The sequence below is a fragment of the Clostridium sp. OM02-18AC genome, assembly GCF_003481825.1.
Lineage (GTDB): Bacteria > Bacillota > Clostridia > Lachnospirales > Lachnospiraceae > Brotaphodocola.
On the sequence record NZ_QULW01000016.1, the window covers coordinates 1 to 24,425 of the forward strand.

22 protein-coding genes and 1 tRNA gene are annotated in these 24,425 nt (G+C 44.8%); 12 read left to right on the forward strand and 11 right to left on the reverse strand.

Translation table 11 applies throughout. The features are described 5' to 3' along the window. The coding region (locus DXB18_RS16350) for a hypothetical protein (protein WP_207665785.1) at positions 1-256 on the forward strand (256 nt) is incomplete at its 5' end. 2 nt (positions 257-258) lie between these two features. On the opposite strand, the gene DXB18_RS11480 is transcribed toward DXB18_RS16350, so the two are convergent. The 9 genes from DXB18_RS11480 to dnaA form a co-directional block, all read right to left on the reverse strand. Then, positions 259-346, reverse strand: a tRNA-Ser gene (locus DXB18_RS11480). 159 nt (positions 347-505) lie between these two features. Beyond that, entirely contained in the window at positions 506-1,063 is a 558-nt protein-coding gene (locus tag DXB18_RS11485; protein ID WP_118543997.1) for a Fe-S-containing hydro-lyase, read from the reverse strand. 12 nt (positions 1,064-1,075) lie between these two features. Continuing rightward, the gene (locus DXB18_RS11490; RefSeq protein WP_347560887.1) at positions 1,076-1,918 is read right to left on the reverse strand and encodes a fumarate hydratase; all 843 of its coding nucleotides are present in this window, start codon (positions 1,916-1,918) and stop codon (positions 1,076-1,078) included. Positions 1,919-2,159: 241 nt separating this feature from the next. Continuing rightward, the gene (gene gyrA / locus DXB18_RS11495) at positions 2,160-4,676 is read right to left on the reverse strand and encodes a DNA gyrase subunit A (protein ID WP_118707941.1); all 2,517 of its coding nucleotides are present in this window, start codon (positions 4,674-4,676) and stop codon (positions 2,160-2,162) included. 109 nt (positions 4,677-4,785) lie between these two features. Next, on the reverse strand, positions 4,786-6,699 hold the full coding sequence (gyrB, locus tag DXB18_RS11500; RefSeq protein ID WP_118544000.1) for a DNA topoisomerase (ATP-hydrolyzing) subunit B: 1,914 nt from the start codon (positions 6,697-6,699) through the stop codon (positions 4,786-4,788). A 45-nt stretch (positions 6,700-6,744) separates the two neighbouring features. Beyond that, positions 6,745-7,830, reverse strand: coding sequence for a DNA replication/repair protein RecF (gene recF, locus DXB18_RS11505; protein WP_118544001.1), 1,086 nt, complete (start codon positions 7,828-7,830; stop codon positions 6,745-6,747). Beyond that, positions 7,827-8,036: an RNA-binding S4 domain-containing protein gene (locus DXB18_RS11510; RefSeq protein WP_118707943.1), complete on the reverse strand. Its 210-nt coding sequence runs from the start codon at positions 8,034-8,036 to the stop codon at positions 7,827-7,829. The genes recF and DXB18_RS11510 overlap by 4 nt, the downstream gene beginning before the upstream one ends. 122 nt (positions 8,037-8,158) lie before the next feature. Continuing rightward, positions 8,159-9,274 (reverse strand): DNA polymerase III subunit beta, encoded by a 1,116-nt coding sequence (dnaN, locus tag DXB18_RS11515; protein ID WP_118544003.1) that lies wholly within the window; start codon positions 9,272-9,274, stop codon positions 8,159-8,161. Between the two features lie 342 nt (positions 9,275-9,616). After that, entirely contained in the window at positions 9,617-10,996 is a 1,380-nt protein-coding gene (dnaA, locus tag DXB18_RS11520) for a chromosomal replication initiator protein DnaA (RefSeq protein WP_118544004.1), read from the reverse strand. Positions 10,997-11,423: 427 nt separating this feature from the next. On the opposite strand from dnaA, the gene rpmH reads away from it, so the two are divergent. The 8 genes from rpmH to rsmG all read left to right on the forward strand — a co-directional run bounded on the left by rpmH (position 11,424) and on the right by rsmG (position 19,030). After that, positions 11,424-11,558: a 50S ribosomal protein L34 gene (gene rpmH, locus DXB18_RS11525; protein ID WP_118532075.1), complete on the forward strand. Its 135-nt coding sequence runs from the start codon at positions 11,424-11,426 to the stop codon at positions 11,556-11,558. 80 nt (positions 11,559-11,638) lie between these two features. Continuing rightward, positions 11,639-11,983 (forward strand): ribonuclease P protein component, encoded by a 345-nt coding sequence (gene rnpA / locus DXB18_RS11530; RefSeq protein WP_118544005.1) that lies wholly within the window; start codon positions 11,639-11,641, stop codon positions 11,981-11,983. 25 nt (positions 11,984-12,008) lie between these two features. Continuing rightward, entirely contained in the window at positions 12,009-12,224 is a 216-nt protein-coding gene (gene yidD / locus DXB18_RS11535; RefSeq protein WP_347560119.1) for a membrane protein insertion efficiency factor YidD, read from the forward strand. A gap of 19 nt (positions 12,225-12,243) precedes the next feature. Then, positions 12,244-13,554: a YidC/Oxa1 family membrane protein insertase gene (locus tag DXB18_RS11540; protein WP_118544007.1), complete on the forward strand. Its 1,311-nt coding sequence runs from the start codon at positions 12,244-12,246 to the stop codon at positions 13,552-13,554. A 12-nt stretch (positions 13,555-13,566) separates the two neighbouring features. After that, complete coding sequence (gene jag, locus DXB18_RS11545) at positions 13,567-14,652, forward strand: RNA-binding cell elongation regulator Jag/EloR (protein ID WP_118707945.1); 1,086 nt, start codon at positions 13,567-13,569, stop codon at positions 14,650-14,652. 165 nt (positions 14,653-14,817) lie between these two features. Beyond that, positions 14,818-16,206 carry a tRNA uridine-5-carboxymethylaminomethyl(34) synthesis GTPase MnmE gene (gene mnmE / locus DXB18_RS11550; protein ID WP_118707947.1) on the forward strand — a complete coding sequence of 463 codons (1,389 nt, stop codon included), beginning with the start codon at positions 14,818-14,820 and terminating at the stop codon, positions 16,204-16,206. A gap of 101 nt (positions 16,207-16,307) precedes the next feature. Further along, complete coding sequence (mnmG, locus tag DXB18_RS11555) at positions 16,308-18,191, forward strand: tRNA uridine-5-carboxymethylaminomethyl(34) synthesis enzyme MnmG (RefSeq protein ID WP_118707949.1); 1,884 nt, start codon at positions 16,308-16,310, stop codon at positions 18,189-18,191. Between the two features lie 104 nt (positions 18,192-18,295). Beyond that, the gene (gene rsmG, locus DXB18_RS11560) at positions 18,296-19,030 is read left to right on the forward strand and encodes a 16S rRNA (guanine(527)-N(7))-methyltransferase RsmG (RefSeq protein WP_118707951.1); all 735 of its coding nucleotides are present in this window, start codon (positions 18,296-18,298) and stop codon (positions 19,028-19,030) included. A gap of 570 nt (positions 19,031-19,600) precedes the next feature. Here the strand turns inward: rsmG and DXB18_RS11565 are convergent. Both DXB18_RS11565 and DXB18_RS11570 read right to left on the reverse strand, forming a co-directional pair. Continuing rightward, the gene (locus tag DXB18_RS11565) at positions 19,601-19,966 is read right to left on the reverse strand and encodes a VOC family protein (protein ID WP_118544012.1); all 366 of its coding nucleotides are present in this window, start codon (positions 19,964-19,966) and stop codon (positions 19,601-19,603) included. Between the two features lie 207 nt (positions 19,967-20,173). Further along, entirely contained in the window at positions 20,174-21,127 is a 954-nt protein-coding gene (locus DXB18_RS11570) for an alpha/beta hydrolase (RefSeq protein WP_118707953.1), read from the reverse strand. A gap of 427 nt (positions 21,128-21,554) precedes the next feature. Here DXB18_RS11570 and DXB18_RS11575 point away from each other — a divergent pair, with 427 nt between their 5' ends. The 3 genes from DXB18_RS11575 (at position 21,555) to DXB18_RS11585 (ending at position 24,222) form a co-directional block, all read left to right on the forward strand. Beyond that, the gene (locus DXB18_RS11575; RefSeq protein WP_118544048.1) at positions 21,555-22,325 is read left to right on the forward strand and encodes an AAA family ATPase; all 771 of its coding nucleotides are present in this window, start codon (positions 21,555-21,557) and stop codon (positions 22,323-22,325) included. 1 nt (position 22,326) lies between these two features. After that, positions 22,327-23,547, forward strand: coding sequence for a ParB/RepB/Spo0J family partition protein (locus tag DXB18_RS11580; protein WP_182430559.1), 1,221 nt, complete (start codon positions 22,327-22,329; stop codon positions 23,545-23,547). A gap of 147 nt (positions 23,548-23,694) precedes the next feature. After that, positions 23,695-24,222: a DUF4446 family protein gene (locus tag DXB18_RS11585; protein ID WP_118544014.1), complete on the forward strand. Its 528-nt coding sequence runs from the start codon at positions 23,695-23,697 to the stop codon at positions 24,220-24,222. The last annotated feature ends 203 nt before the right edge of the window (positions 24,223-24,425 follow it).

Here is a 24,425-nt window from a genome sequence, read left to right on the forward strand (position 1 = left end):
TAAACACTGTTCAATCTTTCATTTTCAAGGTTCATCTTGTTGTCTCGCTCTCAGCGGCAGCTTTGATAGTTTAGCACAGCTTCAAGCTTTTGTCAACAACTTTTTAAATTTCTTTTTGAATCTTTTCAGATTCGCTTTGCTGTTTTCAGCAGCGTGTTATATCTTATCAGATGTTTTCGCTTTTGTCAACAACTTTTTTTATTTTTCTTTCCAGACTTTTTTGTCTTTCAGAGAAAAAAAGAATCATCTGGAATAGAGCGGAGAAAGAGGGATTTGAACCCTCGCGCCGGTTGCCCGACCTACACCCTTAGCAGGGGCGCCTCTTCGGCCTCTTGAGTATTTCTCCGAATTTCATAATTCCATATGATTTTGCGCTTCAACTTACGTTTTCAGACGCATTGCCTATTATATAGCACAGACTTCGCTTTGTCAACAACATTTTCAAAAAAATTTTCGCAGCAGATCTTGCCAGTTTGAAATGCAACGCATCGGCAAGATCCCGCTGCTATTGCGCAGCACGCGAATAAGAGCGAATTGCGGTTTCATACAGGTTATTTCCCTCTGAATCAATGACAACGATCACAGGAAAATCCTTTACCTCCAGTTTGCGGATCGCCTCGGTTCCCAGATCATCATACGCGATCACTTCGGAGGAAAGGATGCATTTGGAAAGCAGTGCACCTGCACCTCCGACTGCAGCAAAATAAACACAGCCATTTCTTACGACCGCATCGATCACCGCCTGGCTTCTTTTTCCCTTTCCGATCATGGCACCGAGTCCCAGATCAATTAATTTCGGAGCATACTTATCCATGCGACTTGCGGTAGTCGGTCCTGCTGAGCCGATCGGTCTGCCCTCCCTGGCCGGTGACGGTCCCATATAATAAATGACATTGCGCTCCATATCGAGTGGAAGCGGATTTCCTGCATCCAGTGCTTCCTGCATCCGTTTGTGAGCAGCATCTCTTGCGGTATAAATCGTTCCGGTCAGATATACATAGTCTCCTGCTCTCAGACTTTTCGCATCTTCTTTGCTGATCGGTACCTGAATTTTTCTGTCCATAGGAATCTCCTTCTATAATACACGGTGTGCGTGACGGTTTACATGACAACAGATATTAATTGCAACCGGAAGTCCGGCAATATGAGTCGGATAAGTCTCAATATTTACGGATAATGCCGTTACCCGGCCACCCAGACCTCCCGGTCCGATTCCCAGTCCGTTGATGCGCTCCAGCATTTCTTTTTCCAGGTCTGCTACATAAGGAACCTCGGAATGCTCATGCAGATTTCTGGTCAGGGCATGTTTTGCCATGATGGCGCATTTTTCAAAGGTGCCGCCAATTCCTACACCCACAACCATAGGAGGGCATGCGTTCGGACCGGCATCCTTTACTGCCGTCAGAATGGCATTCTTTACGCCATCGATTCCGTCTGCCGGCTTCAGCATAAAGACGCGGCTCATATTCTCACTGCCAAAGCCCTTTGGTGCCAGCGTGATATCGATACGATCGCCTTCCACAATCTCATAATGAATGATAGCCGGAGTATTATCCTTCGTATTTTCTCTTAAGATCGGATCCTTCACAACGGACTTTCTCAAAAAACCATCTACATAACCATCGTGTACACCCTGGTTGATGGCATCGGTCAGGCTGCCGCCTTCTAAATGCACATCCTGGCCTATCTTGATAAATACAACTGCCATTCCGGTGTCCTGGCAGATCGGGATCATATCCGCACCTGCGATCTTAAGGTTTTCCTGCAGCTGGTTTAAAATCTGTTTTCCAAGCGGTGATTCTTCCTGCTCCACTGCCATCTTCATCCGTTCTGCCATATCTTCTGACAAAAAATGATTGGCTTCGATACACATTTCCTTTACTGCAGCTGTAATCTCACTTACGTTTACTGTTCTTATCATCTTCTGACCCACTCCTATTAAATTTGAAAACCAATATGCCTTGACACATTCCCGCACTAAGACGCGGTTGCTTTGACAACCATCTGCCTTTGCTCCAAGTGCACTCTGCGTTCTAATTTCCTATGGAACATAAAAATGCTGCCAGCTGCCCTTCCCTCTTATTTCAGGGAAAACAGCCGGCAGCACCCTCTTTTACTTGCCTTTTAATTTTATTCTTACAAGGACCAGACCCTGTTCTTTATTCCTGCTGATCTGTTTCTTGTTCGGAAAGTTCCAGATCTTCGATTCCATCTCCCTCGGATTTTGCTCCGTCATCCCGCACCTTCGCGATGCTTGCTACGCGGATATCAGAATCCGGATCGATGTTCATCAGCTTGACACCAGAAGTGTTCCGGCCGATCACGGAAATATCCTCTACGGAAATACGGATCACAACACCCTCGTTCGTGATCATCATAATGTCATGGTCATCGTGTACCAGCTTTGCACCTACGATATCACCGGTCTTTTCGGTGATCTTGTAACAGAGCACACCTTTACCGCCACGGTTCTGTGCCGTGAACTCCTCGATCGGGGTCCGTTTGCCCATACCATTCTCAGAAACGATCAGAAGCTTTTCACCCTGGGTATCCATCTGCATGCCGACTACTTCATCGCCTTCATTCAGCTTCATACCGATCACACCCATGGATACACGGCCGGTTACGCGCACATCGGTCTCATGGAAGCGGATGCACTGTCCCTTCTTCGTTACCAGGAAGATATCTTTCGTATTATCGGTTGCCTTTACTTCGATCAGTTCATCATGTTCCTTCAGCACGATTGCCTGAAGACCGTTCTTGCGGACGTTCTCGTATTCCTTTACCGGAGTCTTCTTGACCATGCCGCCGCGGGTTGCCATGAACAGATAATCCGTCTCATGGTATTCTTTCACCGGAATGATCGCTGTGATCTTCTCCTCCGGCTGCAGCTGCAGAAGGTTAATGATCGCGGTTCCGCGCGCGGTTCTGCTGCCTTCTGGGATTGCGTAAGCTTTCAGGCGGTATACGCGGCCCTTGTTGGTGAAGAACATAATGTAATTATGGGTCTTAGTCAGAAGCAGGTCTTCGATGTAATCTTCATCGATCGTCTGCATGCCCTTAATTCCCTTGCCGCCACGGTTCTGGTTCTTGAAGTTATCGACGCTCATGCGCTTGATGTAGCCAAGCTTGGTCATCGCCACAATGGTATTCTCATTCGGGATCAGATCCTCCATGGACATATCAAACTCGTCAAAGCCAATGGCGGTCTTACGGTCATCGCCGTACTTGTCAGAGATCACAAGGATTTCCTCGCGGATCACGCCTAACAGCTTTTTCTCGTCCGCCAGGATTGCCTTTAATTCCTCAATCTTTGCCATCAGGTCTTTGTATTCGTTTTCCAGCTTCTCCCGTTCCAGACCGGTCAGTGCACGCAGACGCATGTCTACGATTGCCTGAGACTGGGCATCGCTGAGTCCGAAGCGCTCCATCAACTGCTGCTTTGCGATCTGGACATTCTCAGAACCACGGATGATGCGGATGACCTCATCGATGTGGTCTAAGGCGATCAGCAAGCCCTGTAAGATGTGGGCACGCTCTTCTGCTTTATTTAAATCGTATTTTGTTCTTCTGGTAACAACATCTTCCTGATGACGCAGATAGTAAGTCAGCATCTCAAGCAGATTTAATACTTTTGGCTGGTTATCGACCAGAGCCAGCATGATGACACCAAAGGTATCCTGCAGCTGGGTATGCTTTAACAACTGGTTTAAGATCACGTTTGCGTTGACGTCACGGCGCAGCTCAATGACAATGCGCATACCCTGACGGTCAGACTCATCGCGCAGATCAGTAATTCCGTCGATCCGTTTTTCCTTGACCAGCTCTGCGATCTTCTCGATCAGTCTTGCCTTGTTTACCAGATACGGAAGCTCGGTCACTACAATACGGCTCTTACCGTTCGGCATCGTCTCGATATCGGATACTGCACGTACCCGGATCTTGCCGCGTCCGGTGCGGTAGGCTTCCTCAATGCCTGCTTTTCCAAGGATCGTTGCTCCGGTCGGAAAGTCCGGGCCTTTTACGATCTCTAAAATTTCTTCCAGGGTTGTGTCGCGGTCTTCCTCGATACGGTTATCGATCAGCTTTACGACAGCACCAATGACCTCACGCAGATTGTGAGGCGGAATGTTGGTTGCCATACCAACTGCAATACCGGTAGTACCGTTCACTAACAGGTTCGGATACCGGGCCGGGAGCACAACCGGCTCTTTCTCTGTCTCATCGAAGTTCGGTATAAAATCAACGGTATCTTTTCCAATGTCAGCCAGCATCTCCATGGAGATCTTGCTTAAGCGGGCCTCGGTATATCGCATCGCAGCCGCACCATCGCCATCCACGGAACCAAAGTTTCCATGCCCGTCTACCAGCGGATAACGGGTAGACCATTCCTGTGCCATATTTACAAGAGCTCCATAGATAGAGCTGTCACCATGCGGGTGATATTTACCCATGGTATCGCCGACGATACGCGCGCATTTTCTGTGTGGCTTATCCGGTCCATTATTCAGCTCGATCATGGAATAAAGCACACGGCGCTGAACCGGCTTTAAACCGTCCCGCACATCCGGCAGGGCACGGGACGCGATAACGCTCATGGCATAGTCGATATAGGATTTTTCCATCGTGGATTTCAAATCTATATCGTGAACTTTATCAAAAATATTTGGTTCCATATTGTTCTCCTTGTTGTCTCATTGTTACGGTTGCATATCCGTCCGGCATCCTGCAGAATGCTGTAGACCATGAACAGCTGCCTGCTGCCCAAAGCCTTGCACTGCCCAGTTAGATGTCCAGATTCTGTACATATTTTGCGTTTGCCTCGATAAACTCACGGCGCGGTTCAACCTGGTCACCCATTAAGGTGGTAAAGGTCAGATCCAGCTCGGATGCCACATCGTCGTCCATGTTGACACGAAGCAGGATACGGCGCTCCGGATCCATGGTGGTCTCCCAGAGCTGCTCTGCATCCATCTCTCCCAGACCTTTGTAACGCTGAATTTTATTGTTATTGTCTCGTCCCACTTCTTTGATGATCGAAGCCAGTTCTTCATCACTGTAAGCGTACCAGATCTTTTTATTCTTTTCCAGTTTGTATAACGGCGGCTGTGCCAGGTATACATGCCCCTGCTTGATCAGCTCTGGCATGAAGCGGTATAAGAAGGTCAGCATCAGGGTACTGATATGAGCTCCGTCTACATCCGCATCGGTCATGATGATGATCTTGTGATAACGCAGCTTGGAAATATCGAAATCGTCATGGATTCCAGTTCCGAATGCCGTGATCATCGCCTTGATCTCCGCATTGGCATAGATCTTGTCCAGTCTTGCCTTCTCCACATTTAAAATCTTACCGCGCAGCGGCAGGATCGCCTGGGTATCTCTGGAGCGTGCTGTCTTCGCAGAACCGCCTGCGGAGTCTCCCTCTACGATAAAGATCTCACATTTTTCCGGATCCTTGTTGGAACAGTCTGCCAGCTTGCCCGGAAGTGCCATTCCCTCTAATGCAGTCTTTCTTCTGGTTAAGTCACGGGCCTTTCTCGCTGCGGCACGGGCACGCTGGGCCAGAACAGATTTCTCGCAGATGGTCTTGGCTGCAGCAGGATTCTGCTCTAAGAAGTAAGTCAGCTGCTCACTGACGATGCTGTTTACCGCTCCCATGGCCTCGCTGTTTCCAAGCTTCTGCTTGGTCTGGCCCTCAAACTGTGGCTCCTCGATCTTGATGCTGACGATCGCAGTTAAGCCCTCACGGATATCTTCACCGCTTAAATTCGGCTCGCTGTCCTTTAACAGCTTATTCTTGCGGGCATAATCGTTGATGGTCTTGGTCAGCGCATTTTTTAAACCAGCCAGATGGGTACCACCCTCCGGGGTATTTACGTTATTTACGAAGGTATAGATGTTCTCGGTATAAGAATCGTTATGCTGCATGGCAACCTCAACAAACACACCGTCTCTGGTGCCTTCACAGTAAATCACATTATCGTAGAGCGCTGCCTTGCCCTTGTTTAAGTAGGTAACAAATTCCTGGATACCACCCTCATAATGGAATACTTTTTCTTTCTTTTCTTCCCGGTCGTCACGCAGGGTAATCTTTAATGCCTTGGTTAAGAACGCCGTCTCCTGAAGACGGATACGCAGGATATCGAAATCATATACGGTCTCCTCGAAAATTTCCGGGTCTGGCAGGAAATGAACTTCGGTTCCGTGTTTGTCCGCATCACATTCCCCGACTACCTTTAACGGATACATCACCTTGCCACGCTCATAGCGCTGCTGGTAAATCTTGCCATCCTGATAAACACGCACTTCCAGCCAGGTAGAGAGGGCATTTACAACCGACGCGCCTACACCATGCAGACCACCGGATACCTTGTATCCCCCACCGCCGAATTTGCCGCCGGCATGAAGGATCGTAAAGACAACCTCTACCGCAGGAATACCGGCTTTTTTCTGAATGCCGACCGGAATGCCGCGACCATCATCCAGTACCGTGATGGAATTGTCTTCATGGATCGTGACGTCAATTCTGTCACAGTAACCGGCCAGCGCTTCATCTACCGCATTATCTACAATCTCATAAACCAGGTGATGAAGTCCCCTGGACGAAGTGCTGCCAATATACATACCAGGTCTCTTCCGGACCGCTTCCAGCCCTTCCAGAATCTGAATCTGGTCTGCTCCGTATTCTGCACTCATGTTATTTCCTCCTAGTCAAAAAATATATCTATAACCTGTCTATCGTCAGTTTTCACTGGTCACGGTTCCATTTACCACACGAAACAGCTTATCCATCTGAAAACGGTTGTTTACAAAATCTTCCAGTCCGGTACAGGTGATCATCGTCTGAATATGATCGATCGCAGACAGAAGATGGTTCTGCCGCTCCCCGTCCAGCTCAGAAAGCACATCATCCAGTAAAAGGATGGGATAATCGCGCACCAGCTTTTTTACAAGCTCAATCTCTGCCAGCTTTAACGACAGCGCCGCAGTGCGCTGCTGTCCCTGGGAACCAAATTTCCGGATATCGATATCACCGATGTAAAAACCAATGTCATCCCGGTGCGGACCCACCAGGGTTGTCTTCTGTTTCACATCCTGGCTGCGGCTTCTGGCAATGCCTGCTTCCAGCTCCTCTGCCTGGGAATTGGGATCGTACACGATCCTTAAGTTTTCTTTTCCGCCGGACAGCTTCTGGTGAATCTCAGAAATGATCTCATTGAGCTGTCCGATAAATTCTTCCCGGAAGCGGATCACTTCTTTTCCATACTGGACCAGCTGCATATCCCACACATCCAGGGTTTCCTCATATTCCGGATGAAAGAACAGCTCTTTCAGAAGCTTATTCCGCTGTAGCAGGACCCGGTTGTAGGACACCAGGGAGTGCACGTAAAGCTTATTTAACTGGCACAATTCCAGGTCAATGAATTTGCGCCGCTCCGCCGGACCGTTTTTGATCAGGTTTAAGTCCTCCGGTGAGAAAAACACCACGTTCACAATCCCAAACAGCTCACTGGCTTTCCGGATGGGAATCCCGTTGATTGCCACGCCCTTTGCCTTATTTTTCTTTAAATGCATATCGATGCGGTACGGGACATCCCGTTTGCGCACCGTAAGCTTAATATGGGATTCATCATTCTGGAACCGGATCATCTCCCGGTCCTTGCTGCCGCGGTGTGATTTGGTGGTGCAGCAGACATAGACCGCCTCTAAAATGTTCGTCTTTCCCTGGGCATTGTTCCCGTAAAGAATATTGGTACCCGGAGAAAACTCCATATGTAATTGATCGTAGTTCCGGTAATTCTGAAGCTCAATGGACTCTATTATCATAATTCGATCCGAATGGTCTCTCCCTGATACGTTACTTCATCTCCTGCATGAAGCTTTTTTCCTCTCTGGTACTCTACGTTGCCGTTTACTTTTACCAGTCCGTCCTCGATCGCATACTTGGCATCGACACCGGATTCGCAAAGACCAGCTGCCTTTAAGGCCTGGCCAAGCTTGATATATTCATCTCTCAGTTTAATGATTTCCATAATTTTCCTCTCTAAACCTCTGTTTGCTCTGTTTCATATCCATTTATACGCTGCTGCTCATGCCTTGCGCAAACAACAACAAATTTTTCCAATGCTTCCCAGCACCCTGGCATCTCACGGTTTTATGCTTCATTGATAAAGTTTACAGGCAGGATCAGATAAATATAGGTTCCTTCTTCATCCTTGATAAAGCATGGGGACTTCGGGTTCATCATATAAAGCTCCACATCCTCATCGTCAATGACACGAAGCGCATCCAGCAGGAATTTCGGATTGAATGCGATCATGATGTCTTTACCGGATTTGTGTGCCGGAACATTGGCATTCATGGAACCAAATGCTGACTTCACCTTCATATTAACATTATTATCTTCCACGTTCATGATGATCGGTTTGCGGTCACTGTCGCGGATCAGGATCATCGCGCGATCGATATTATCCATGAAATCACGTTTGTTGATCTTCACACGCGTTTCGTAATCACTGGAAAGCATATGGTCAATCTTAAAATATTCTCCATCGATCAGACGGGAAACCACAATGGTATCATCAAATTCGAATAAAATATGATTTTTGCTGAAATAAATAAGAACTTCTTTTTCATTGTCACCAGTCAGGATCTTACTGATCTCAGAAAGTGTTTTTCCCGGAACTATAACCTTATGGTTATCATAATGTTCTTTCAGCTGAATGTTGCGAATGGAGATCCGGTGTCCGTCCAGGGAAACCACCTTGAGAAAATCATCTTTTACCTCCAGAAGTTCGCCTGCCATCATCTTATTGCTGTCGTTTGGTGAGATAGAAAAAATGGTCTGACGAATTGCTTCTTTTAAAGTAAACTGGCTCAGACTGATATGCTGGTCGCGCTCAATGTAAGGAAGATAGGAAAATTCCTCGCCATCCCGGCCCTGAATATTAAATACTGCATTCTCACATTCAATGATTGTATTGAAATGATTATCAGAAGTAATCGATACCGGAGTATCGCCATCTGGAAGTTTTCTGATAATTTCAGAAAAAAGTTTTGCTTCCAGTGCAATTTTACCGCGTTCCAGAATAGAACCTTCTACTTTTGTCTCAATTCCCAGTTCCATATCGTTGCCGGTAAGTTTAATTTCATTGGTATCGGCATCGATCAGAATGCATTCAAGGATGGACATGGTCGTTCTGGAAGGAATTGCTTTGGATACAATATTGATTCCATTGAGGAGAGCATCTTTCTTAAATTCGAGCTTCATGTTGATAACTTCCTTTCTGTCGGTTCAGAGTCTTTTTAAAGATATATAAAATAAAATTTCGTCGTAATCGTAGTAGGGCGTGTGGATTTGTGTAAAAGCCGGTTCAGCCCAGAAAATCAGCAGAGTTTTCGACGTGAATAAGGCTGTTGAAAACTCTTCTGAAACTTCTGGAATACCAGGCGGTTATCCACATGTGAAAAAATGACAAAATCGGGCGAAAAAAATGTCCACAGACTGTTCACACGGAATCCACGCGTTTTCCACAGAAAAATGTGAATAAGTGGGAAGCGGGATCGCACCATGTTTTATGTTAACCGATTCATGCATTATGTTAACCAGATATTACTGCGGACTGATTTTTTTCTTCAGAATGTCAATCGTATTCTGAAGGGAAGGATTCTTTTCCAGATCTGCGCTGATCGTTTTGATTCCATGAAGAATCGTGGTATGATCACGGCCGCCCAGTGCCTTACCGATATTTTGCAGACCGGTTTCTGTCATAGTACGGCACAGATACATCACGATCTGGCGCGGATAAACAATTTCTTTGCTTCGTTTTGCAGACATGATATCAAGCGGGGTGAGGTTAAAATGATCGGCAACGATCTGAATGATGAATTCCGGAGTAACTTCCTGCTTGTCGCCTGGGGCAATGATATCTTTTAATGCTTTTTCAGCCAGTTCGATGTCAATCTCGCGATTTTTTTCCAGCTTGGAAAGTGCAACGATCTTGGTAAGGGCGCCTTCCAGCTCACGGATATTGGATTTGATGTTGGTTGCAATATATTTGATTACTTCATTATCTATATTGTAACCTTCCATCTCTTCTTTCTTTCGAAGGATCGCCATTCGTGTTTCGTAATCCGGAGACTGGATATCTACGGTCAGACCCCACTCAAAACGGGAGCGGAGACGTTCTTCCAGAGTCTCGATTTCTTTTGGCGGTTTATCCGATGAAATAATGATTTGTTTTTTTGCTTCATGCAGTGCATTGAATGTGTGGAAAAATTCTTCCTGCGTACTTTCCTTACCAATAATGAACTGGATATCATCGATCAAAAGGACATCATTGTTGCGGTATTTTTCGCGAAATTCCGTGGTGGAAATGTTGTTCTTATTACGGATCGCATCGATCAGTTCATTGGTGAACTTTTCAGAAGTAACATAAAGGATCTTGGCCTTCGGGTTGTTTTTCAGGATAAAGTTTGCAATGGAATGCATCAGGTGTGTTTTTCCAAGACCTACACCTCCGTAAATAAAAAGAGGGTTGTAGATTTCACCCGGAGATTCAGCAACAGCCAGGGATGCCGCATGTGCCAGATTGTTGTTGGCTCCGACAACGAAGGTATCGAAGGTATATTTGGGATTTAAGTTGGCATTTTGCAGTGTGGACAGGCTTACCGTGTTTGTATTGTTCTGGATCAGCTGGTTTGCAGAAGCTGGTTCCGGAACAATATCTTCCTCCACAAGAAACTGGACGGTGTCACACTTGATGCCGGTAACTTCTTCAATGGATACCTTCAGCATGACGCTGTATTTCTTCTTAATATATCCGAGAAAATTGGCATCTGGAACGATGATCTTCACAATATTTCCCGGCTGCTCTAAGGCATAGACCTCTAACGGGAGAAGCCAGGTATCGAAGGAGACATCGGAGATCTCATATTCTTCTTTTAAAAATTTCAGTATATCGTTCCATTTTTCTTTCAGTGTTTCTAACATTATTTCCGTCTCCTGTACTTAATCTATACGGGTGGCTGCAGTGTGACCATGATGATAATCATAATATATCCACAGTTTGTGTGGAAAAAAATGGGACTGTTTGTGGATATGCGAGAGCACCCAATCTAGAAACATTGTATACCATAAACGGCTGATTTTCAATGAAAACCGAAAAATCTTCGCCGTTTTGTGAAAATTATCAACAGACTTATCCACAACTTGTGGATAACTTATTCACAATATCAACAGCTTGTATGTGGGCAGCCTTTTGGGAGCAGCCGTTTTTGTGTGGATTCTGGGGATATTTCTTTTTTAAGAAAAGGCTTGACGAACCCGCATGTTTTCTATATAATTGAGAAGATGTTTAATTAAAATAGTCGTAATGTGTTCAATCAAATAAGCGATGTAAAGAAGGAGGTGCCGCAACATGAAGATGACTTTCCAGCCGAAGAACAGACAGAGATCCAAAGTTCATGGCTTCAGAGCTAGAATGAGTACTCCAGGTGGAAGAAAAGTATTAGCTGCAAGAAGAGCAAAGGGAAGAGCGAAATTATCCGCTTAATGAGTTAAGGTCACAAGAAATTGTGACCTTTTGTATTTTGTATTACCTGGTATACAGGATCAGTATGGTGGTAGCAGAAAATGAAACGATTTCCGAGCATTAAGAAGAATTCTGATTTCCAGGCAATTTACCGCACTGCGAAATCCTATGCCAACAGACAGTTGGTCATGTATGTAAAAAAGACCGGAGAAGCCCAGTCAAGGATTGGGATATCGGTGAGTAAAAAAGTTGGAAACAGTGTGGTGAGACATCATCTGGCCCGGCTGGTGCGGGAGAGTTTCCGACTGAACAGGAACACATTAGAAGAAGGATTAGACATCATCGTGGTAGCGCGTGCTGCCGCAAAAGACTCAGATTATAAGACAATTGAGCGTGCATTTATGCACCTGTGCGGACTGCATAACATAATAAGAGAATCGAAGTGAGAATATGATCAGCAAAATTTCAGATTTGATGAAAAAGCTTCTTATATTAATGATACGCGGATACCAGATCTTTTTATCCCCGTTGAAAACAAGAACTCACTGTATTTACACGCCTACGTGTTCCCAATACGCCATTGAGGCACTTACCAGGTACGGCGTGGTGAAAGGTTTATGGTTGTCTGTGAAGAGGATACTCCGGTGTCATCCATGGGCAGAAGGCGGTTATGACCCAGTTCCGTAACACATGAGGAGGTAGCAGATTGGATTACTTAGTATTAACAAAGGTTCATGGGGCGATTCTTGGTCCGATTTCCCAGATCCTGGGATGGATCCTGAATATACTGGTTGAGTTTACCAATTCCTTTGGTATTCTGAATATCGGTTTATCCATTATTTTATTTACCCTGGTTGTGAAAATACTGATGTTCCCATTGACGATCAAGCAGCAGAAGGCTTCTAAGCTGATGGCTGTCATGCAGCCTGAACTTCAGGCCATCCAGGCGAAATACAAGGGCAAAACAGACAATGACTCCATGATGAAGATGAATGTGGAGACGAAAGCTGTTTATGAGAAATACGGCACATCCATGACTGGAGGATGTCTCCAGCTCGTGATCCAGATGCCGATCCTGTTTGCGCTGTATCGCGTGATCTATTGTATTCCGGCTTATGTAATGCCGATCAAGGAGCATTTTTTGAATGTGGTTTATGCGCTGACCGGAAGTTCTTCCGCGTCTGCCCTGACAGAGGGGGCAGCAGCAAATCTGCTGCAGTTTGCAACGGATCACAATATTGCATTGACGGGTGTTAACCCGATCGGAGATCTGACCGGAGTGAGCGGTGAGGCTCTGGCCAACAAAATGGTCGATATCCTTTACAAGCTGAATCCGGCCCAGTGGGGAGAACTGGCACAGGCTTTCCCAAATGCAGCGTCTGTTATTTCAGACAATGCAGCTACGATTGAGAAGATGAATACCTTCCTTGGTATTAACCTGTCATCCAATCCGTTTAACGGAAGTTTCGTTCCAAACCTGGCATGGCTGATCCCGATCCTTGCAGGTCTTACCCAGTATGCCAGCACCAAATTAATGATGGCAACCCAGCCGAAGAAGACAAACAACGGGGAAGATATGAGTTCCCAGATGATGCAGAGCATGAACGTTACCATGCCGCTTATGTCTGTATTTTTCTGCTTTACCTTCCCGGCAGCAATCGGTATTTACTGGGTAGCCAGCAGTACGTTCCAGCTTTTGCAGCAGCTGATCGTAAATACTTACCTGAGCAAGGTAGATATGGATGAGCTGATCCGCAAGAACGTGGAAAAGGCAAACAAAAAACGTGCGAAAAAAGGTCTTCCGCCGCAGAAAGTCAATCAGAATGCAACTGCAAACTTAAAACACATGGAGGCTGTTGCAGCGAAGGAAGAGGCAGAGCGTGCAGAGAAGCTCGAGAAGAGCAAAAAACAGGTGGAGCAGTCTACCAGTTATTACAACAAAGACGCGAAACCGGGAAGTCTGGCTTCCAAGGCAAATATGGTTGCCAGATATAACGAAAAACACAATAATAAATAAGGGGGTAACACCATGGATGGGAAGATTACAATCTCTGCCAGTACATTGGACGAGGCAATCACAAAAGCATTGATTGAACTGCAGACGACCAGTGAGCATCTTCATTACGAAGTTGTGCAGAAAGAGAGTGCTGGTCTGCTTGGCATCTTTGGTAAGAAACCCTGCATCATCCGTGCTCACGTGATGACTGAGGCGGAGGAGAAGGAACTGGCTGAGGCAAAGAAGCTGGAGGCAAAAAAAGCCGCAGAAGCCAAAAAGGCTGAAGAGGCGAAAAAAGCGGAAGCTGCGAAGAAAGCCGCACAGGCCGAGGCTGACAGAAAAGCGGAAGCAGCCAGAAAGGCTGAAGCGGAGAAAAGAAAGAAGGCAGAAGCAGTATCTGCAGCAAAAACTCCGGTTTCCGAAAAAGCAACAACCAGACGTGAGGCAGCTGCACCAGAGACAGTACAGGAGACTGCTGCAGAAGAAATGCCGAAGAAGGCTTCTGTAAAGATCAATGAAGAGGCTGTAAAAAAAGCAGCGAAAGAATTTCTGGATCAGGTATTTGGTGCAATGGGAATGCAGGTTTCGATCGATACCACATACAATGCCAGTGACCGGGAACTTCTGGTTTCCATGGAGGGTGACGATATGGGAATCCTCATTGGAAAACGCGGACAGACCCTGGATTCTTTACAGTATCTGGTAAGTCTTGTAGTAAATAAAGAAACGGAAGGTTATCTGAGAGTAAAACTTGATACCGAAAATTACCGTGAGAGAAGAAAAGAAACGCTGGAAACTTTAGCGAAGAATATTTCTTATAAGGTAAAGCGCACCAAGCGTCCGGTCTCTTTAGAGCCGATGAATCCGTATGAGAGAAGAATCATTCATTCTGCGCTTCAGAATGACAAATATGTCATGACCAGAAGCGAAGGGGAAGATCCGTTCCGTCATGTGGTTATTTCTTTAAAGAAAGAAGTCCCGGCAGGCGGCGGAAGAAAAGAGCGTTATGGTTCCCGCCGCGATAATCGTGGAAGAGGAAGAAACGCGGAAAACAAAGCGCCGAAGACAGAGGCTCCTGCAGAGAAAAAAGAAGCAGAAGCGCCAGGTGCGGAAGCGTAAGATAACTGTATGAATACAGGCGGGTGTCTGGTAGTGGTTTGGCCACCACCTGGCACCCGTTTTGTATTGGATTGTCATAGTAAGGAGGCATCAGCGGTATTCCGCTGGTTAAATTTAATCGTTTGTTTTTGGGCTGGTTTTGCCTGAAGCCAGTCGGAGGAAATTATGCTGAAAGATAGAAGTGCAGATACGATTGCGGCGATTGCAACCGCAATGAGCAGTTCCGGAATCGGAATTATCCGTGTGAGTGGAGACGATGCAATTTCGATTGTGAACCGGATTTTTATGAGCAAAAGAGAACATTTTGATTTGAATACGGCACCATCCCATCGGATTTATTATGGTATGATTCATGATGGAGAAGAAATTCTGGATGAGGTATTGGTGATGCTGATGCGGGGACCGCACAGCTATACTGCAGAAGACACAGTGGAGATAGACTGCCACGGTGGTGTCCTGATTATGAAAAAAATACTGGAAACAGTAATCAAATATGGAGCGAGACCGGCAGAACCGGGAGAATTTACCAAACGGGCATTTTTAAACGGACGGATCGATCTGTCCCAGGCAGAAGCGGTCATGGATGTGATCAATGCCCAGAATGATTATGCAATGAAAAGTTCTGTCAGTCAGTTAAAGGGATCGGTATCCAGAAAAGTCAAAGAACTGAGGGATCAGATCCTGTATCAGATTGCATTCATTGAATCGGCCCTGGATGATCCGGAACATATTTCCCTGGATGGATATGAGGAATCTCTGCTGGAAAAACTGAATCCTATGATGAAGGAAGTGGAGCGCCTGGTCCGTTCCGCAGATAATGGAAGAGTGATTTCAGAGGGAATCCGTACGGTTATCCTTGGAAAACCAAATGCAGGAAAATCTTCTTTGATGAATGTGCTTCTGGGAGAAGATCGTGCAATTGTAACGGATATTGCCGGAACAACCCGTGACACGTTAGAAGAGCATATCCGTATGCATGGAATCAGCCTGAATGTCATCGATACGGCAGGAATTCGCGAAACGGATGATGTGGTGGAGCAGATTGGTGTGACGAGGGCGAAACTGGCAGCAGATGAGGCGGATCTGATTATTTATGTGGTAGATGGATCCCGTCAGCTGGATGAAAATGATGCACAGATCATGGAGCTGATCCGCGACCGGAAAGCGGTAGTGCTTCTGAATAAGACAGACCTGGATACCGTGATTTCTGAGGAACTTTTACAGGAAAAGACCGGAAAAACCGTAATTTCTGTTTCAGCAAAAGAAGAGACAGGTATTGACAAACTGGAAAAAACAATCCAGAATCTGTTTTATGAAGGAGACATCGATTTTAATGATGAGATCCTGATCACCAATGTACGCCACAAGACTGCGCTGCAAAATGCATGGAACAGTCTGGGCATGGTAAAGCAGAGCATTGAAAATCAGATGCCGGAGGATTTTCTGACTATTGACCTGATGGACGCCTATGAGCAGCTGGGAACCATTACCGGTGAAGCAGTTGAAGATGACCTGGTCAATGAGATTTTCAGCAAATTCTGCATGGGAAAATAAAATGATGCCAAATACGTCTGCCAAAACGTTTATTTGTGGTGGTGCACCTGACTGGCAGGCGTATGCAGGTTTAGATAAGAAAGCTGGAAGGAATAGAGAGTATGCCATACTTAGAAGAATCGTATGATATTGTGGTGGTCGGTGCAGGACATGCCGGATGCGAGGCAGCGCTGGCCTGCGCAAGACTGGGGCTTGAGACGATTGTGTTTACGGTCAGTGTAGACAGTATTGCCCTGATGCCCTGCAACCCGAATATCGGAGGAAGCTCCAAGGGACATCTGGTCCGGGAACTGGATGCATTGGGCGGAGAAATGGGAAAAAATATTGATAAGACCTTTATCCAGTCCAAAATGTTAAATGAATCAAAAGGACCTGCAGTTCATTCCCTGCGTGCGCAGGCGGATAAACAGGATTACAGCAGACAGATGCGCCGTACACTGGAGAATACCGAACATTTAACCATTCGCCAGGCGGAAGTATCAGAAATTCTGGTGGAGGATCACAAGATTACCGGGGTGAAGACGTATTCCGGAGCGGTTTATCATGCAAAAGCCGTGGTCCTGGCAACCGGAACTTATTTAAAAGCACGTTGTATCTATGGTGACGTTAGCAATGCAACGGGGCCAAATGGTCTGCAGCCGGCGAACCATCTGACCGATTCCCTGATTGCAAACGGAATTGAAATGTTCCGTTTTAAGACCGGTACTCCGGCGCGTGCGGATCGGCGAAGCATTGATTTTTCTAAGATGGAAGAGCAGTTTGGAGATAAGCGGGTTGTTCCGTTTTCCTTCTCTACAGATCCGGAATCGGTACAAAAAGACCAGGTTTCGTGCTGGCTGACTTACACAAATGAAGAGACCCATCAGATTATCCGTGATAATTTGGATCGTTCTCCGTTATTCTCCGGGGCAATTGAAGGAACTGGACCGCGTTACTGTCCGTCAATCGAGGATAAAGTGGTGAAATTCCCGGACAAAACGCGTCATCAGGTATTTATTGAACCAGAGGGTCTCTATACGAATGAAATGTATCTGGGCGGCATGTCGAGTTCCCTGCCGGAAGATGTCCAGTATGCAATGTACCGTACTGTCCCAGGGCTGGAGCATGTAAAAATCGTGCGGAATGCATATGCCATTGAATATGACTGCATCAATGCACGTCAGTTAAAATTGTCGTTGGAGTTTAAGGCAATCAGCGGGTTGTTCAGTGGCGGACAGTTTAACGGAAGCTCCGGATATGAGGAAGCAGCAGTGCAGGGCTTTATGGCAGGCGTGAATGCAGCTATGAAGGTACTGGGAAGAGAACCGGTCATTCTGGATCGTTCCCAGGCATACATTGGTGTTCTGATCGATGATCTGGTTACCAAGGAAAATCATGAGCCATACCGTATGATGACGTCCCGTGCTGAATATCGTTTGCTTTTGCGTCAGGATAATGCAGATCTGCGTTTGCGTGGAATCGGTCATGAAATCGGCCTGGTAGATGACGAAACTTATGAAAAGGTTCTTCAGAAGGAAAAAGATATTCAAACAGAAATAGAGCGGTTGGAGAAAACAACGGTAGGAGCAAATCCAAAGATTCAGGCATTTTTGGAGAGTCATGGAAGTACAGCATTAAAGACAGGCGCAACACTGGCCGAGTTAGTGCGCAGACCGGAACTTGATTATTTTATGTTAACTGAACTTGATGAAAAACGGCCAGATCTTTCTTATGATACGGCTGAACAGGTTAACATAAATATTAAATATGAAGGATATTTGAAGCGGCAGCAGCAGCAGGTAGCCCAGTTCAAGAAGCTGGAGAAGAAAAAGCTGGATCCGGATTTTGACTACAGTACGGTAAACAGTCTTCGGCGCGAAGCAGTACAAAAGTTAAATCTGTATAAACCGGCATCGATTGGGCAGGCATCCCGTATTTCCGGAGTGTCTCCGGCGGATATTTCCGTATTGCTGGTGCATCTGGAGCAGATGCGGCACAGTAAATAGAGGGTAATAGATTGCTGTTTCTGAAATGGAATTTTCTGAACTGAAAATTCCGTACAATACAGTTATGGCAGCAGATTTTGCCGAAATTCCACACAGGAGGGATTATGGAACAGATTTTTGTGGATAAAATGAAAGCGGGAACCCTGGAACTGGGGATTACGCTTTCGGAACATCAGATGGAACAATTCTATCACTATTATGAATTATTGATCGAATGGAATAAGGTCATGAATCTGACCGGAATTACAGAACTGGAAGAAGTGGTCAGCAAGCATTTTATAGACAGCCTGGCACTTGTAAAAGCAGTACCTCTTCAGGATGGACGGAGTGTATCTGCGATTGACGTGGGGACGGGCGCCGGTTTCCCGGGAATTCCGTTAAAAATTGCATTTCCAAATTTAAAGATTACATTGCTGGATTCCTTAAATAAAAGAATCAAATTTTTAAATGAAGTGATCGGTCAGCTGGGACTTACGAATGTAGAAACGATTCACGGAAGAGCAGAGGACTTTGGTCAGAATGCAAAATACCGTGAGAAGTATGATTATTGTGTATCCCGGGCAGTTGCGAATGCGGCAACGTTGTCTGAATATTGTCTCCCGTTCGTAAAAGTAGGGGGCGCATTCATCCCGTATAAATCAGGGAAAATTGATGAAGAACTGGAGCAGGGAACCAAAGCAATCGAAAGCCTTGGCGGAAGTATTGCAGATGTGATCCGCTTTGAACTGACCGGAGCAGATGCAGACCGCTCATTGGTGGTAATTGATAAAATCGCGAAGACTGCGAAAAAGTATCCGAGAAAAGCGGGAATGCCCTCGAAAGAACCGATTGGGAAATAACAATATTGCGTAGTAAGTCTCTGTAGATACGGAAACACAAGCCAGCCGGTACAGGATAAGCATTTGGGTGAAAATCCTTTTGCTCGTAGGCTGCGCCGCCTATTGTTGGAACTGCGACCCAAACTCGCACGCGCTGCGTGCTCAAACAAGGGTCTCCGTTCCAACGCTATGCTCGCCCACTCACGGATTTTCAAACAAATGCTTATCCTGTACCGGCTGGCTTGCGTTTCCTGTGTACTGGCTTTACTAACATAAAAACCTGCAACCATTACTGATTTGGCAGATAGTTAGCCTATCTCTGCCATTTCAGTAGTGGTTGCAGGTTTTTTGTATGTAGTGGAGCCAACACAGTAGAAAGCCCCCGCCGCGACATGCATAAGCGCATTCTTTTAGCCAATTTTGCCCGTTTTGTGAGCATAGCGATTGCTTTGGAGCTCTGTCTGAGCGAACGCAGTGAGCGAGTTAGCGGAGAAGCAATCTAATAGGCGGCGGAGCAAAACGGGTGAAAATTGGCGTGAATGCGTTTATGCATGGCGCGGCGGGGGCTTTCGGACTTACTGTGCTAAATTGTTACTTAGCCGGCACAATTTCAATCCAGTAGCCATCGGGGTCGGAGATGAAGTAGATACCCATTGCTTCATTTTCGTAGCAGATGACGTTTTGCTTTTTATGTTGTTCATGAAGCTTTTCATATTCATCGGTTACGAAAGCAAGATGAAATTCACATTCGCCGAGATTGTATGGTTCTGTACGATCACGAAGCCATGTGAGTTCCAGGGAAAAGTTGCTGACACCATCTCCAAGATAGACAAGCTTAAATGATCCGTCAGCAGCATCTTTTTCTCGAATTGGTTCAAGGTTTAACGTATCTTTGTAGAATTTTAGACTTTTATCAAGGTCCAGGACATTAAAATTAAAATGGTTAAATTGAATCATCGTGAAAATCCTCCATTCTTGTATTTTTATGTTTCACGTGAAACATTGGAAACGTGTGAAAACAATCATATGATTTTGTCAGTGCAAAAAGTCAATTATAATGTTTCACGTGAAACATCAGCTGAAAATGATTTTGAAAAGTATTTCAACTTTTAGAAAGTTGCTGTTTAACACGGTGCACAAACAGCAATTGGTTTTGCGCATGCCTTATTTTATAAAATATGTTTTTACGAGTTCTGCAATTTCTTCTGGCTTTTCAACATGTGGTAATTCCTTTGATTTTGGCAGAATAGCTGTTTCAATAGAGGAATTATATTCTTTGTATTCACCCAGTCGTTCTTTTATATTATCTACGGCACCGCCGCCAATCAGATAAATACTGTTATCAATTTTCTTCAGTGCGTTGATCAAATTGCACTTTGTGTAATTACAGCGAATACTTGCAAAGGTAGACTTAGGGGAAGATCCTAAATGAGCAGCTTCATAACAAGCGTCTACATAACTGGATTTCACAGCATACGGATTGAAAAACTTTCTGTCCATCAGTTCTTCCAAGATCATTTTTTTACTGCTTGCAATATGGTATAAAAGGGTGCCCACAATCGGCAGTTCAATGATGCATTTATACATTTTGGCTGTTTTACCAGGAATGGAGCTGTAGTCCAAAAGACTGAGCGGGTTGATCGCCATAATCTGATCAAATAATTCTGGCTTTAAGGAACATGCCATAAGAGGAATCGATGCAGATTCCCCAGAGGTAATAACGCTGGTGCGGTGCCCGATTTCCGATTTGATAAAGTCTGAAATCAATTGAACATATAAGAAATTTGTATATGTCATATTTGCTTTTTCGGAACGACCAAAGCCTAACAGGTCAATTGTATAGATTGTATATTCATTTTTCAAAAACGGAATCAGCTGTTTCCATTCATGTCCAGATGAAATGAAATCAATATCATGGATCAACAGAAGCGGCTTGCCGTTTCCTTCTTTTGTATAATGAATGTTTCCAAGGCGCCATTTGAAACAGAGTGCCTCTGGCTCTGCAAGCAGGTTCTTCGAGACGGCAGAAACCTGGATTGCTTTATTGATTGCTGCGGTTGTAACAGCAGCACCAGCTGAAAGTATAAGGAGCGTGAGTAATTTGTTTTTTGCTTTCATAAAACCTCCTTCTTGCCTTAAAAAGACATGCATTCGCACTATAAGTATAGTATTATTTTGCCAAAGATGCAACGAAAACAAAAATTAAAAAGTAGATGTTTCACGTGAAACATCTACTTTGAGGTTCGTAATAAATTTCGCGCAAAGCTTACGTTTTTAAAAATTCGCTGAAGATAGTACAGGTTACAAGGTTGATATAAGCGTTATTACAAGAATTATTATATACAGCAGAGACAGTAAGAAAAATGATTGGTCAAAAAATTGATTTAAAAAAACAGATTTTGCGACAAAGAATAGGAAAACGAAAAAAAGTGTGCTATACTAATGCTATTGCTGCAAACAAGTGATAAAAAAAGAAACCTGAGAAAGTGAAAATCGTATGAAACGTTTTTCTTTCCCTTTTTCGGGGATGTATAAGGATGGTTATATGGGAAGAATAATAGCAATTGCAAATCAGAAAGGCGGCGTGGGAAAAACTACGACGGCAATTAATTTATCTGCATGTTTGGCTGAGGCGGGGCAGAAAGTGCTGGCTGTGGATTTTGATCCACAGGGAAACGCAACAAGCGGACTTGGATTTGAAAAAGGTTATATGGATAAAACCGTATATGAATTGCTGGTAGGGGAATGCAGCCTGGAAGAATGTATCATTAAAGAGGTGCAGGAGAATCTGGATGTCCTTCCGTCGGATGTGAATCTGGCCGGAGCAGAGATTGAACTTTTGGATGTAGAAAAGAAAGAATCTTTATTGAAGATGGAACTGGAGAAAGTGGAAGCCAATTATGATTATATCATCATTGATTGTCCGCCATCTTTGAGTTTGTTGACAATTAATGCGTTAACTGCTGCAGATACCGTGTTAGTACCGATTCAGTGTGAATACTATGCGCTGGAAGGTTTAAGTCAGATTCTTCAAACCGTCGAATTGGTAAAGAAGAAACTGAATCCGAAGCTGGAATTGGAAGGTGTTGTGTTTACCATGTACGATGCACGAACCAATTTGTCACTTCAGGTAGTTGAAAATGTAAAAGCACATTTAAATAAGAATATTTACAAAACGATCATTCCAAGAAATGTCAGATTGGCAGAAGCACCGAGCCACGGAAAACCAATTAATATATATGATACCCGTTCAACTGGTGCAGAGAGTTATCGTATGCTGGCGGCAGAAGTAATTAGCAGAGGGGAAGAAGAGTAAAATGGCAGGAGCAAGAAGAGGATTAGGCAGAGGACTTGGCGCTTTGTTCGGAGAAGATACCGTAGAAGAGGTAATTGGAGCAGAAAAAGCGGAGAAAGCAATAAAGACAGAAAAAGCAGAGAGAGCAATAAAGACAGAGAAGGCAGCGAAGACAGAAAAAACAGAGAAAGCTGCGAAAACAGCGAAATCAGAAAAAATACTGAAAGCAGAGAATCGAGAAAACGCTGCCGGATCAGCGAATCGAGAAGAAGCTGCAGGGCCGGAGCATAAAAAAGAAAGTTTTCATGCTAAAGGAAACAGCAGCCTGAAACAAAACGAAAAGACAGAAAAAGACGATACGGCGGCGATGGATAGCGTGCAGATACTTGGAGACGCTGTAAATACTGCAGCTTTAGCGAAAAATGGACAACAGGAAGAACCGGCACAGACAGAACTGGAACTGAAAGTATCGGAACTGGAACCAAACCGTGACCAGCCAAGAAAGGCGTTTGATGAAGTACAGTTGGAGGAACTGGCTGATTCCATTCGAAAGTATGGTGTTTTACAGCCGCTTCTGGTGCAGAAAAAGAAGGATAATTATGAAATTATTGCGGGGGAACGGAGATGGAGAGCTGCCAAATTAGCAGGTTTGAAGACCGTTCCAGTTGTGATTCGGGAGTATAGTCCGCAGCAGGCAATGGAAATTGCGCTGATTGAAAACGTGCAGAGAGAGGATTTAAACCCGATCGAGGAGGCGTTGGCTTATCAGCGTTTGATGCAGGAATTTTCTTTGAAGCAGGAAGAAATTGCAGAACGAGTTTCGAAAAATCGTACAACGATTACCAACAGTATGCGCTTGTTGAATCTGACTCCGGAAGTTCAAAAGATGCTTGTTGAGGGGCGCATCAGCAGTGGTCATGCGAGAGCTCTTCTGGCTTTGAGCGATCCGCAGCAGCAGATCGAACTTGCGAAAAAAGTTGAATTGGAACGAATGAGTGTCCGGGAAATTGAAAAAGCTGTAAAATTACTGGGCAAGGAAAAGAAAGAAAAGAAAAAGAAAGAAGTGGATGAAGCGGTTGAACTTGTATTTCAGGATATGGAAAACCGTATGAAAACCGTAATGGGAACGAAAGTGAATATCAGCCGCAAGGATAAAACAAAAGGAAAGATCGAAATCGAATATTACTCTGAGGCTGAGTTGGAACGGATTGTCGAATTGATCGAATCCATTCAGCCGATGTAGTTTTACCGGTTATACATTTTTTTGCAGCAGACTGGATTTATAAATGGAAAGTCTGAGAGAAATACGAAACAAGTAGAGGAATATTTACGATATGTTTGCGCAGTGCGCAGATGAGTAACCACAAAACGGAAAGACGGGATTTATTATATGGAAGGAAGTATTTTAAATAATCTGGGATTTGACCCGGTTTATCTTTTGATAGCATTGGCAGTTTTGACTCTGGTCTTACTGGTTGTAACCGTTATGTGTCTGATCAACATGAGGAAACTTTATCGCAGATATGATATTTTTATGCGTGGAAGAGATGCGGAGACCATGGAAAATCTGATCATTGAGCAGATGAATGATATCATTGACCTGAAATCACAGGATCGTTTTAATAAGGATTCCATTCGTACTGCTAATAAAAACAGTCGTGCTGCATTCCAGAAAATCGGAATTGTAAAATACAATGCGTTTAAAGGCATGGGTGGAAATTTGAGTTTTGCGTTGGCTCTTCTGGATTATACCAATACGGGATTTGTCCTGAATTCTGTTCACAGTCGGGAAGGCTGTTATTTGTATTTGAAAGATGTAGAGCGCGGGGAAACGGAGGTTTTGCTGGGAGCAGAAGAAAAAGAAGCTCTGGAACAGGCCTTGGGATACAGAGAAAAGAAACCGACGCAGGAATCTTGATGCTATAATTGTATAGGAAAAGATAAAAAGTAATTTCAGGAAAAGTGTGAAAACGCAGACAGACAATCAGGAAAATCGAGATAACTGAAAAGATGAGCAAAAATAAGCGGAAACAGCCAGTAAAAACAGCAAGTAGAAAACAAGCAGAAACAGTGCAGTTCAAAACAGAAGGATAGGAGTCCAGATAATGGATCTCTATCCTT